Origin of the sequence: Pseudomonas sp. NFXW11, assembly GCF_049887815.1 — a bacterium.
Classification (GTDB): Bacteria; Pseudomonadota; Gammaproteobacteria; order Pseudomonadales; family Pseudomonadaceae; genus Aquipseudomonas.
In genome coordinates, this window is sequence record NZ_JAGEKI010000012.1 from 17,550 (window position 1) to 29,202 (window position 11,653).

General features: G+C 63.1%; 11 protein-coding genes. 9 read left to right on the top strand and 2 right to left on the bottom strand.

Annotation, left to right across the window (positions count from 1 at the left end; genetic code table 11):
- The first annotated feature begins 66 nt into the window (after positions 1–66).
- The 4 genes from rpsP to rplS are packed head-to-tail and all read left to right on the top strand — an operon-like array spanning position 67 to position 2,011.
- On the top strand, positions 67–318 hold the full coding sequence (rpsP, locus tag J4P02_RS18710; protein ID WP_058436577.1) for a 30S ribosomal protein S16: 252 nt from the start codon (positions 67–69) through the stop codon (positions 316–318).
- A 5-nt stretch (positions 319–323) separates the two neighbouring features.
- Positions 324–860, top strand: coding sequence for a ribosome maturation factor RimM (gene rimM / locus J4P02_RS18715; protein ID WP_426192931.1), 537 nt, complete (start codon positions 324–326; stop codon positions 858–860).
- Between the two features lie 2 nt (positions 861–862).
- Entirely contained in the window at positions 863–1,615 is a 753-nt protein-coding gene (gene trmD, locus J4P02_RS18720) for a tRNA (guanosine(37)-N1)-methyltransferase TrmD (protein WP_426192934.1), read from the top strand.
- Between the two features lie 45 nt (positions 1,616–1,660).
- Positions 1,661–2,011, top strand: a complete 351-nt coding sequence (gene rplS, locus J4P02_RS18725) for a 50S ribosomal protein L19 (protein WP_009047143.1) — start codon at positions 1,661–1,663, stop codon at positions 2,009–2,011.
- 58 nt (positions 2,012–2,069) lie between these two features.
- On the opposite strand, the gene J4P02_RS18730 is transcribed toward rplS, so the two are convergent.
- Complete coding sequence (locus tag J4P02_RS18730) at positions 2,070–4,196, bottom strand: DUF4132 domain-containing protein (RefSeq protein ID WP_426192938.1); 2,127 nt, start codon at positions 4,194–4,196, stop codon at positions 2,070–2,072.
- A 324-nt stretch (positions 4,197–4,520) separates the two neighbouring features.
- On the opposite strand from J4P02_RS18730, the gene J4P02_RS18735 reads away from it, so the two are divergent.
- Positions 4,521–4,934 carry an acyl-CoA thioesterase gene (locus tag J4P02_RS18735; protein WP_426192940.1) on the top strand — a complete coding sequence of 138 codons (414 nt, stop codon included), beginning with the start codon at positions 4,521–4,523 and terminating at the stop codon, positions 4,932–4,934.
- A 57-nt stretch (positions 4,935–4,991) separates the two neighbouring features.
- Here the strand turns inward: J4P02_RS18735 and J4P02_RS18740 are convergent, their stop codons facing one another.
- The gene (locus J4P02_RS18740) at positions 4,992–6,794 is read right to left on the bottom strand and encodes a cation:proton antiporter (RefSeq protein ID WP_426192942.1); all 1,803 of its coding nucleotides are present in this window, start codon (positions 6,792–6,794) and stop codon (positions 4,992–4,994) included.
- A 107-nt stretch (positions 6,795–6,901) separates the two neighbouring features.
- On the opposite strand from J4P02_RS18740, the gene xerD reads away from it, so the two are divergent.
- From xerD to thrC, 4 genes are all read left to right on the top strand, one after another.
- Positions 6,902–7,798, top strand: coding sequence for a site-specific tyrosine recombinase XerD (xerD, locus tag J4P02_RS18745; protein WP_426192944.1), 897 nt, complete (start codon positions 6,902–6,904; stop codon positions 7,796–7,798).
- 150 nt (positions 7,799–7,948) lie between these two features.
- Positions 7,949–8,680 (top strand): thioredoxin fold domain-containing protein, encoded by a 732-nt coding sequence (locus J4P02_RS18750; protein WP_426192946.1) that lies wholly within the window; start codon positions 7,949–7,951, stop codon positions 8,678–8,680.
- Between the two features lie 131 nt (positions 8,681–8,811).
- Entirely contained in the window at positions 8,812–10,116 is a 1,305-nt protein-coding gene (locus J4P02_RS18755; RefSeq protein WP_426192948.1) for a homoserine dehydrogenase, read from the top strand.
- A 104-nt stretch (positions 10,117–10,220) separates the two neighbouring features.
- A complete protein-coding gene (gene thrC / locus J4P02_RS18760; protein WP_426192950.1) occupies positions 10,221–11,630 on the top strand; it encodes a threonine synthase in 1,410 nt (469 codons plus the stop codon).
- The last annotated feature ends 23 nt before the right edge of the window (positions 11,631–11,653 follow it).

Consider the following 11,653-nt stretch of genomic DNA (forward strand, 5'->3'; position numbering starts at 1 on the left):
GCCTTTCGGGCACCCTGCCCGCTGTGCATATAGATTTGCAGCACCGACTACAGGAACGATTTACACATGCTAACAATCCGTTTGGCCCTTGGCGGCTCCAAAAAGCGCCCGTTCTACCACCTGACCGTGACCGACAGCCGTAACCCACGTGACGGTTCGCACAAAGAACAAATCGGCTTCTTCAACCCGATCGCTCGTGGTCAAGAAGTTCGTCTGTCCGTGAACCAAGAGCGCGTAGCCTACTGGCTGAGCGTGGGTGCACAGCCGTCTGAGCGCGTTGCTCAGCTGCTGAAGGAATCGGCCAAGGCCGCAGCCTGAACCCTATGAACGCGACGCCAGCACCTGCTGATGATTTGATCGTTATTGGCAAAATCTACTCTGTTCATGGCGTTCGCGGCGAAGTGAAGGTTTATTCCTTTACTGATCCGATCAAAAACCTGTTGGACTACAAAACCTGGACGCTCAAGCGCGAAGGCAGCGTGAAACAGGTTGAGCTAGTCAGTGGACGCGGGAACGACAAGTTCCTGGTCGCAAAGCTCAAGGGTCTTGATGATCGCGAAGAAGCTCGTCTTCTGGCCGGTTACGAGATCTGCGTGCCACGCAACCAGTTCCCTGAACTGACCGACGGCGAGTACTACTGGTACCAGCTGCAGGGTCTCAAGGTCATCGACACCCTCGGGCAATTGCTCGGGCAGATCGATCACCTGCTGGAGACCGGCTCGAACGATGTAATGGTGGTCAAGCCTTGCGCTGGCAGCCTGGATGATCGCGAACGCCTGTTGCCCTATACCGAGCAATGCGTGTTGGCCATCGACCTGGCAGCGGGCGAAATGAAGGTGGATTGGGACGCGGAATTCTAAGCGTGGCGACTTTGCGCGTAGAAGTGATCAGTCTGTTTCCCGAAATGTTCGCGGCTATCAGCGAATACGGCATCACCAGCCGCGCGGTGAAACAGGGGCTGTTGCAGCTCACCTGTTGGAATCCGCGAGACTACACCACGGATCGACATCACACTGTGGACGATCGCCCGTTTGGCGGTGGACCGGGCATGGTGATGAAGATCAAGCCCCTGGAAGATGCGCTGGTTCAGGCCAGGAACGCAGCCGGGGAGGGCGCGAAGGTGATTTACCTGTCGCCCCAAGGCCGTCAACTGAATCAGTCGGCGGTGCGCGAGTTGGCGAATGAGGATGCATTGATCCTGATTGCTGGTCGTTATGAAGGCATTGACGAGCGTTTTATTGACGCTCATGTCGATGAAGAGTGGTCGATTGGCGACTATGTACTGTCTGGCGGCGAGCTGCCGGCCATGGTCCTGATCGATGCGGTTACACGGCTGCTGCCCGGAGCTTTAGGGCATGTGGACTCCGCGGAGGAAGATTCCTTCACGGACGGTCTACTGGATTGCCCGCACTACACCCGACCGGAGGTGTATGCGGATCAGCGTGTTCCCGACGTATTGCTTAGCGGCAATCACGCACATATCCGGCGTTGGCGTTTGCAGCAGTCCCTTGGTCGGACCTATGAACGACGCGCCGATCTTCTGGAAAGACGCTCGCTTTCTGGAGAAGAGAAGAAGCTGCTCGAGGAATATCTCCGCGAGCGGGACGATAGTTAACAACGTATCGATGGTAGATCCGACGATTTACCTTAGGAGCACAGCATGACCAACAAAATCATCCTTGCACTCGAAGCAGAGCAGATGACCAAAGAGATCCCAGCCTTTGCCCCGGGCGACACCATTGTCGTTCAGGTGAAAGTGAAGGAAGGCGATCGTTCCCGTCTGCAGGCGTTCGAAGGCGTAGTTATCGCCAAGCGCAACCGCGGTGTGAACAGCGCGTTCACCGTACGTAAAATCTCCAACGGCGTTGGCGTAGAGCGTACTTTCCAGACCTACAGCCCGCAGATCGACAGCATGGCTGTCAAGCGTCGCGGTGACGTGCGTAAAGCCAAGCTGTACTACCTGCGCGACCTGTCGGGTAAAGCAGCTCGCATCAAGGAAAAACTGGCTTAAGTCCAGCTTCCGATGCAGAAAAAAGCAGCCTACGGGCTGCTTTTTTGTTGCCCGTCATTTAATGCCCGGGCAGGTTCAGCAGCACGCAAACGGTGTTGGCGACCCTTTCCAGCAGCACCTCGTCATAAGGCAACCAGGGCAGTGCCGCCAATTTGCCGCTTTGCGCCGCCAGCGGCATATCCACAGGCGCCCCGTCGCAGGTCACACGCCCGGTGACCAAATGCACCGCATGCTCGCCCACCCGCACATGGCGCCCGTCCATGGTCACTTTTCCCTCTTCGATCAGCCTGGCGAAAGCCATGCTCAGCACCTGCCCGCGCATCAGCGTCATCTGGGTCAGGTTGTGCTCGGCCAGCAGATTCAGGCGTTGCTCACGCTTGCCTGCCGAGGTTTGGGGAAGGGGCTGGCCAGTGGCGGTTTGCGCCAGCTCCTCGATAGCGAAACTGCTGACGCTGACCAACAAGTCAATGGCCCGGCAAGCCTCTGAAAACACCTGTGGCGGCAGACTCTTCAGCAGCACGGGCTGCCAGTGCTTTTGGGTACGCCGAGCGAAGCTTGCGCTGCCCGAGAGGCAGTGCCCCTGCAAGCCCGGATAGAGTTCCGCGCCCACCGCGAAGGTCACCCGGATATCGCCCAGGTCGCGGCACAGGCTGCCATCGTCGTCGATCTTCCAGCCTTCGCGGCGGGCCAGGCCGATCAGTGGGCGGATCGACAGGCTGTGCCCGACGAATGCCTGGCAACTGGAGCTCTCCAGCTCTTGCGGGGACGGCAGGTAGTACTCGCGAAACACCTGGCGCAGCGGCTGCTTGAGCCGGTGTGCGCTGACCAGGGCTTTCCAGGCATGGCGCTCAGCTTCGGTGACCGCCAGCGGGTGCCACAGGGAAATCCTGCAGCTCGCATCCAGGCTCAACGGCTGGCCCCAGGGGTCAAGCGCTTGCCCGTCCGCGGTCGGCAGGAAGCTGCGGCTCGGGCCCTGGTCGGGATGGGCAATCCAGAGCAGCGAGTGGGCCAGGGGCGAGCCTGCGGCAGAGTCCGCCAGTTGCTCGCGCCAGTTGCTGAATGACAGCTCAAAGGGGTGCCACAGCGCGGATTCCAGGCAACTGCGCAGCAGCCCGTTCAAAGCCTTGCCGGGAACGCTGCCCGGCGCCAGGCGCAGGGCGATCTCGGGGCGTTGCGCCAGCCCCCGTTCGGCGGGCTTGAGATTGCGCGAGAGTTTCTTCTGGATGCTGGCGTGCCTTACCAGGCTCAAGGCGTTGCGCAGCGCCTGCACGCTTTCCGGCGTGGGCACCTGTTCGACGCAATGGCCCAGGGCAATGGCCAGGGATTGCGATGGGGCGGTCTTGGCCTGGGTCGGGGCGACGCAAGCCCTGGGCAGCAAGATATCCATCAGCGGCGGCAGCCAGGGCGAATCGCGCAACAGGGCGACTCGCGCGGCGCGGGCGATCACTGGCGTGTCGTGGGTGGTGAAGGCGCCATCGGCCACATAGGGTATGACGCCGCTGTGGATATCTTCCAGGCGTCGGGCTGCGGTGTTGAGGATCTGCTGGGAAAATTCGACGTACGTCGGATCATCCATCAGCACCCTGGCGGGATCGGCGCTCAGGTGATGGTGGCCGGTCCAGTATTCGCTGCCGGCAAGGGCCAGGCGTGAGTGTGGCTCCAGTTGCCCAAGCAGCTCGAACTCCTGCCGGGCATAGGGCGAATCGAGGTAGAACTCTTCTACACAATGGCGCAGCGCATCCTGGGCCTCTTTATCCGTCCACTGCGTCAGCAGGTACGCCTGGTGATAGTTCAGCGCCCACTGGGCAGAGGGTTCAGCGAGGATCCTGCGCAGTTCATTGGCCAGTGCCGCATTCGTTGGCCCGCTGCAATAACCGAGTTGCTCCACCGCCGTCTGCCAGTTCAGGCAGGTGCGCAGGGCCTGCAGCAGGCTGTCTTGATCGAGGCTCGGGCTCAGTTCCAGCTGCCTGGCCTGCTGCAGAATCGAGGTTGCCAGCTGCTGCGCCGCCGGGTTTTCGTGGTTGCCCAGGGCCCGGCGCATGGCCGGCCACAGGCTGCCCAGTTGTGCGGGGGTCAATGGGCTGATGTCCAGCGGCGCGCCGGTGAACCTCGGATGATCCGGCCGTTCCTGGTTCAGGCGTTGTTGCAACTGCTCGACGAGCGAAGGGGTGGGCAGGGCATCCATGGCGGCGAGCCTCCTTTTTCAGTGCGCGGATCATCGCATCTTTTGGTCGCCCATCGTGACCTCTGGCCCAGGGCGGGTTCTATCGGTCCTTGCCCGGCGACGTTATACTCGCCGCCCCAATAAAGTGTGATCGCCCGAGCCACGCAGCCTGCGTGGACGATAGGGTGCGTCACACCCTCCCGGCGCCCTGGCCTGTTTATCCACAGGCAGGCGGCCCCTCCGATTGTTTCCACCCAGCCCTTGGTCGCTGCCCTGCAGCGCCCATCGAGCCACCCTGTCCGCAGCGTGCCCCTGCGCGGATCGAACCATTCAGGCAGTAGACCGATGACCCTTCGTGAGCAAGAAATCCAGCGCCGTACCGAACTGTCGGTGACCCGCGTGACCAAGGCGGTATTCCCGTCCACCACTAACCACCACAACACCCTGTTCGGCGGCACCGCCCTGGCCTGGATGGACGAAGTGTCGTTTATCGCCGCCACGCGCTTCTGCCGCTTGCCGCTGGTGACGGTGTCCACCGATCGCATCGACTTCAATCACCCGATCGCCGCTGGCTCCATCGTCGAGCTGGTGGGCCGGGTGGTGAAGGTGGGCAATACCAGCCTCAAGGTGGAAGTGGAGGTGTTTGTCGAAAGCATGAGTTGCGACGGTCGCGAGAAAGCCATCCATGGCCTGTTCAGCTTTGTCGCCATCGATGACGACAAGCGCCCGGTGCCGGTGCTGCCAGGTTTCCCCGCCTAGGGCACGCTTTGTTCGCTGTGTAGGCGCCGGCTTGCCGGCGAATGGCTGCCTACGGGGTTATGTAGCCTCCGGTTGAATCAGCGCCAGCAAGGTCCAGCCAGCCGCCGGCTTGAGGCTGCTTTCAGGCGTCACCACGTGCACCCAGCCACTGCTGTCACGGGCGAACAGCAAGGTTGCGCGTTCGCCATGCAGGGCCTGGTAATCCTCCCAGCCAAAGGCCTCGGTCAGGTGGGTGCTGTACAGCTCGGCGCCCTGGCCCAGCAGGCTGGCCAGCTTGCTATAGCTCAGGGCTTCGCTGCCCAGCCATTGCCCACGGTGCTCATGGCTGGCGCGATGCTTGTCGGTGCGCCGGCTTTCCTGGCTGTTGGCCAGGGCAAACAGGCGCTGATGGCCGAAGTCATGGCGAAAGCGCATGGCCGCCAGGGTATTAAGCTCGCCGGACGGCGACAGCGCCAGCAGATGCCCCAGCCCCACCAGGTCCAGATGGGCGTCGGCATGCTGCGAGGCCGGGTTGCCGAAATAGGTCGGCAGGCCGTCCATGCGTGCGGCGCGAATATGCTCCCAGCTCGAATCGGTCAGCAGCACCCGGCTGCCCAGTTGCTGCAGGGCCTTGCCCAGGGTGCGCGCCGGGCCATTGGCGCCCACGATCAGGAAGCCGCTGGGCGCAGGTTCAGCGACTTTCAGCAACCGCGCCAGGGGCCGGGCAGTGGCGCTTTGCAGCACCACGGTGCCAATGATCACGGCAAAGGTCAGCGGCACCAGCAATAGCGCGCCCTGGTGGCCGGCCTCATCCAGGCGGATGGCGAAGATCGCCGACACCGCCGCCGCGACAATCCCCCTGGGCGCGATCCAGGCCAGCAGGGCCCGCTCGCGCCAGCTGAGGCTGGAGCCGGCGGTGGACAGCAACACGTTCAGCGGTCGGGCGATGAACTGGATCACCAGCAGCAGGATCAGCACCAGCGGCCCCAGGGCAATCAGTGCCTTGAGGTCCAGGCGCGCCGCCAGCAGGATGAACAGCCCGGAAATCAGCAGCACGCTGAGGTTTTCCTTGAAGTGCAGGATATGCCGCACATCCACGCCCTTCATATTGGCCAGCCACATGCCCATCAAGGTCACCGCCAGCAACCCCGACTCATGCATCACCTGGTTGGAAGCGATGAAAATCCCCAGCACCGCGGCCAGGCTGGCCAGGTTGTGCAGGTATTCCGGCAGCCACTGGCGACGCATGATGCTGCCCAGCACCCAGCCGCCGGCGATGCCGAACAGGCTGCCGCAGAGAATTACCCCGGCGAAGGTCAGCAGGCTGTGGCTCAGGCCCTCGCCGGCGGCGCTGGCGATGATAAAGCTGTACACCACCACCGCCAGCAGGGCGCCGATGGGGTCGATGACGATGCCTTCCCAGCGCAGGATATTGGCGATCGAGGCCTTGGGCCGCACCACCCGCAGCATGGGCACTATCACCGTGGGCCCGGTGACCAGGGTCAGGGTGCCGAACAGCAGGGCCAGCATCCAGTCGAAGCCCAGCAGCCAGTGGGTGGCCAGGGTGATCACCGCCCAGGTCGACAGCGCGCCGAGGGTCACCAGGCGATGCACCACGCTGCCGATCTCGCGCCACTCGGAAAGGTGCAGGGTCAGGCTGCCTTCGAACAGGATCAGCGCCACCGCCAGCGACACCAGCGGCATCAGCAGCGGGCCGAACATTTCCTGCGGGTCGAGCCAGCCCAGCACCGGCCCGGCCAGGATGCCACTGAGCAACAGGAACAGAATGGCCGGCAGCTTCAGTCTCCAGGCCAGCCACTGGCAGCCCAGCGCCGCTGCGCCAATGCCGCCGAAGGCCAGCAGAATCTGTTGTTCGCTCATCGATGCACCCTGTTCCGTGAATTGGCTGGCTATGAAAGACTAGCGACCCTCTGCACAGTTCACTATTTTTTTGCCCGCGCCCCCTGGGCCGCGGCTTTCGAGATGTTATGCCGGCCATCGACCACCCCCTGATCGACCGTTTCCTCGACGCCCTGTGGCTGGAGAAAGGTCTGTCCGACAACACCCGCCAGGCCTATCGCAGCGACCTGGCGCTGTTCAACGGCTGGTTGCAGGAGCGCGGGCTGGAACTGCCCAACGCCGGGCGCGAGCTGATCCTCGATCACCTGACCTGGCGCCTGGAACAGGCCTACAAGCCCCGTTCCACGGCGCGCTTTCTCTCCGGGGCACGGGGCTTCTATCGCTACCTGCTGCGCGAACGGCTGATTGCCGTCGACCCCACCCTGCAAGTGGATATGCCGCAACTGGGGCGGCCGTTGCCCAAGTCGCTGTCGGAGGCGGATGTCGAGGCCCTGCTGGCCGCGCCGGACCTGAGCGAGGCCATCGGCCAGCGTGATCGCGCCATGCTCGAGGTGCTGTATGCCTGCGGTTTGCGGGTTACCGAATTGATCAGCCTGACCCTGGAACAGGTCAACCTGCGCCAGGGCGTGCTGCGGGTCATGGGCAAGGGCAGCAAGGAGCGCCTGGTGCCCATGGGCGAGGAGGCGATTGTCTGGGTCGAGCGCTACATGCGCGATGCACGGGCCGAACTGCTGGGCGGGCGCCCCAGCGACGTGCTGTTTCCCAGCCAGCGCGGCGAGCAGATGACCCGCCAGACCTTCTGGCACCGGATCAAGCACCAGGCCAAGGTGGCCGGGATCGGCAAGGCGCTGTCGCCCCATACCTTGCGTCATGCCTTCGCCACCCATCTGCTGAACCACGGCGCCGACCTGCGGGTGGTGCAGATGCTGCTGGGCCACAGCGACCTGTCCACCACCCAGATCTACACCCACGTGGCGCGGGCGCGGCTGCAGGATCTGCACGCCAAGCATCACCCGCGAGGCTGAACCCCCGCACCGGCGGCGCTTTGCGTCAGTGGTAGTCGGTGCCGGCAAAACAGATGTGGTAGGCTTGGCCGGTTTGCAAAACGGGCGTTAGCGAGCCGTTGCCCCGGCGGTTGCTCGTGGTTGCCCATTTGCCCGCCTTCAGGAGTTCCCATGCGTTTGACCCAGATTATTGCCGCCGCTTCCCTGGCGCTGCTCAGCACTTTCGCCATGGCCGATGACAGTGCCGAAAAAGCCATCCGTAAAAGCCTCGAGACCTTGAAGCTCGACGTGCCGGTGGAGAGCATCACTGCCAGTCCCCTGGCCGGCCTGTACGAAGTCAAGCTGCAGGGTAGCCGGGTGCTGTACGCCAGCGCCGATGGCCAATTCGTGGTCCAGGGCTATCTGTTCCAGCTCAAGGACGGCAAGCCGGTGAACCTCACGGAAAAAACCGAGCGTCTGGGCATTTCCAAGTTGATCAACGGCATTCCAGTCGCGGAAACTGTGGTGTATCCGGCCATCGGCGAAACCAAGACCCACATCACCGTGTTCACCGACACCACCTGCCCGTACTGCCACAAGCTGCATGCCGAGATTCCGGCGCTGAACAAGGCCGGTGTGGAAGTGCGCTACGTGGCGTTTCCGCGCCAGGGCCTGGGCTCGCCGGGTGATGAACAGCTGCAGGCCGTCTGGTGTTCCGCGGACAAGAAAGCCGCGATGGACAAGATGGTCGACGGCAAGGAAATCAAGGCCGCCAAGTGCGCTAACCCGGTTTCCAAGCAGTTCGCCCTGGGCCAGTCGATTGGCGTGAATGGCACGCCGGCCATCGTCCTGGCTGATGGTCAAGTAATTCCCGGCTACCAGCCGGCACCGCAGATCGCCAAACTGGCGCTGGGTGCGAAATAATCCAGCATCGTCACGCTAGCCTTTGACGATCATGGTCCGGCCTGTGCCGGCGGGCCATCAATAGAGAGCCGCGCTGTTTGCGGCTGTTTTCACGGCCGGCCTAGAGTCGGCCGTTTTATGGGGAGTTCAGAGTGAATCCGGTCAAAGTAGGCATCTGTGGGCTGGGTACTGTCGGTGGCGGTACCTTAAACGTACTTCAGCGCAACGCCGAGGAGATTGCCCGCCGTGCCGGGCGTGGAATCGAAGTAGCGCAGATTGCTACCCGTACGCCAAAGCCGCAGTTCCAGACGACCGGTATTGCGATTACCAACGATGTCTTCGCCGTGGCCACTAACCCTGAAATCGATATTGTCATCGAGCTGGTGGGCGGCTACACCGTGGCCCGCGACCTGGTACTCAAGGCCATCGAGAATGGCAAGCACGTGGTCACCGCGAACAAGGCGCTGATCGCCGTGCACGGCAACGAAATCTTCGCCAAGGCCCAGGAGAAGGGCGTGATCGTCGCCTTCGAAGCGGCGGTGGCCGGTGGCATTCCGGTGATCAAGGCGATTCGCGAAGGCCTGTCGGCCAACCGCATCAACTGGCTGGCGGGGATCATCAACGGCACCGGCAACTTCATTCTTTCGGAAATGCGCGAGAAGGGCCGCACCTTCGAAGATGTGCTGGCCGAAGCCCAGGCCCTGGGTTACGCCGAAGCCGATCCGACCTTCGACGTCGAAGGCATCGACGCCGCGCACAAGCTGACCATCCTCGCCTCCATCGCCTTCGGTATCCCGCTGCAGTTCGACAAGGCCTACACCGAAGGCATCACCAAGCTCACCACTGCTGACGTGAACTATGCCGAGGCCCTGGGCTACCGCATCAAGCACCTGGGCGTGGCGCGCCGCACCGAGGCCGGTATCGAACTGCGGGTGCACCCGACCCTGATCCCCGCCGACCGCCTGATCGCCAACGTCAACGGCGTGATGAACGCGGTGATGGTCAATGGCGACGCCGCCGGTTCGACCCTGTTCTACGGCGCCGGCGCCGGCATGGAACCCACCGCTTCCTCAGTGGTGGCCGACCTGGTGGACGTGGTTCGCGCCATGACCAGCGACCCGGAAAACCGCGTGCCGCACCTGGCCTTCCAGCCCGATTCGCTGTCGGACCACCCGATCCTGCCGATCGACTCCTGCGAGAGCGCCTACTACCTGCGGATCCAGGCCAAGGACCACCCGGGCGTACTGGCCCAGGTGGCGAGCATCCTCTCGGAGCGCGGCATCAACATCGAATCGATCATGCAGAAGGAAGTGGAGGAACAGGACGGCCTGGTGCCGATGATCCTGCTCACCCACCGTGTGCTGGAGCGCCACATCAACGAAGCGATTACCGCCCTGGAAGCCCTGCAGGGCGTTGTCGGCCCAGTGGTACGTATCCGCGTCGAACACCTAAACTGACCACAGCGGCAAGCGGCAAGCCGCAAGCTGCAGGAACGGGCCCAGGCGCCTGGTCTTGTAGCTTGTAGCTTGCAACTTGCAGCTCAAACCGAAGGTTTGCCCCCATGCGTTACATAAGCACCCGCGGCCAGGCACCGGCCCTGAATTTCGAAGATGTACTGCTGGCCGGCCTGGCCAGCGATGGCGGCCTCTACGTGCCGGAGAACCTGCCGCGCTTCACCCAGGAGGAAATCGCTTCCTGGGCCGGCCTGCCGTACCACGAGCTGGCGTTCCGGGTGATGCGCCCGTTCGTCACCGGCAGCATTGCCGATGCCGATTTCAAGAAAATCCTCGAGGAAACCTACGGCGCCTTCGCCCATAGCGCCATTGCCCCGCTGCGTCAGCTGGACGGCAACGAGTGGGTGCTGGAGCTGTTCCACGGCCCGACCCTGGCGTTCAAGGACTTCGCCCTGCAACTGCTGGGTCGCCTGCTGGACCATGTGCTGGAAAAGCGCGGCGAGCGCGTGGTGATCATCGGCGCCACCTCCGGCGACACCGGCTCGGCGGCCATCGAAGGCTGCAAGCGTTGCGACAACGTCGACATCTTCATCCTGCATCCGCACAACCGGGTTTCGGAAGTGCAGCGCCGGCAGATGACCACCATCCTCGGCGAGAACATCCACAACATCGCCATCGAAGGCAACTTCGATGACTGCCAGGAAATGGTCAAGGCCAGCTTCGCCGACCAGGGCTTCCTCAAAGGCACGCGCCTGGTGGCGGTGAACTCGATCAACTGGGCGCGGATCATGGCCCAGATCGTCTACTACTTCCACGCAGCGCTGCAGCTGGGCGGCCCGGCGCGCTCCATCGCGTTCTCGGTGCCTACCGGCAACTTCGGCGACATCTTCGCCGGCTACCTGGCGCGCAACATGGGCCTGCCGATCAGCCAGTTGATCGTCGCCACCAACCGCAACGACATCCTGCACCGCTTCATGAGCGGCAATCAGTACGTCAAGGAAACCCTGCACGCCACCCTGTCGCCGTCGATGGACATCATGGTCTCGTCGAACTTCGAACGCCTGCTGTTCGACCTGCACGGTCGCAACGGCGCGGCCCTGGCCGGCCTGATGGACAGCTTCAAGCAGGGCGGCGGCTTCAGTGTCGAGGACGATCGCTGGAGCGAAGCGCGCAAGCTGTTCGACTCCCTGGCGGTGACCGACGAGCAGACCTGCGAAACCATCGCCGAAGTGTTCGAGCAGACCGGCGAAGTGCTGGACCCGCACACCGCGATCGGGGTCAAGGCCGCCCGCGAGTGCCGGCGCAGCCTGAGCACGCCGATGGTGATCCTGGGTACCGCGCACCCGGTGAAATTCCCCGATGCGGTGCAGCAGGCCGGTGTCGATAAGGCCCTGGAACTGCCGGCGCACCTGTCCGACCTGTTCCAGCGTGAAGAGCGCTGCACGGTGCTGGCCAACGACCTGAAAGCGGTGCAGGCTTTTGTCAGCCAGCACGGCAACCGTGGCAAGCCACTCTGATCCATTGGCCTTGTCGCTGACCA

Coding starts and splice junctions, on each gene's coding strand:
- rpsP (WP_058436577.1), top strand. CDS start 67: ATGCTAACAATCCGTTTGGCCCTTGGCGGCTCCAAAAAGCGCCCGTTC.
- rimM (WP_426192931.1), top strand. CDS start 324: ATGAACGCGACGCCAGCACCTGCTGATGATTTGATCGTTATTGGCAAA.
- rplS (WP_009047143.1), top strand. CDS start 1,661: ATGACCAACAAAATCATCCTTGCACTCGAAGCAGAGCAGATGACCAAA.
- J4P02_RS18730 (WP_426192938.1), bottom strand. CDS start 4,196: ATGGATGCCCTGCCCACCCCTTCGCTCGTCGAGCAGTTGCAACAACGC.
- J4P02_RS18735 (WP_426192940.1), top strand. CDS start 4,521: ATGACCCTTCGTGAGCAAGAAATCCAGCGCCGTACCGAACTGTCGGTG.
- J4P02_RS18740 (WP_426192942.1), bottom strand. CDS start 6,794: ATGAGCGAACAACAGATTCTGCTGGCCTTCGGCGGCATTGGCGCAGCG.
- xerD (WP_426192944.1), top strand. CDS start 6,902: ATGCCGGCCATCGACCACCCCCTGATCGACCGTTTCCTCGACGCCCTG.
- J4P02_RS18750 (WP_426192946.1), top strand. CDS start 7,949: ATGCGTTTGACCCAGATTATTGCCGCCGCTTCCCTGGCGCTGCTCAGC.
- thrC (WP_426192950.1), top strand. CDS start 10,221: ATGCGTTACATAAGCACCCGCGGCCAGGCACCGGCCCTGAATTTCGAA.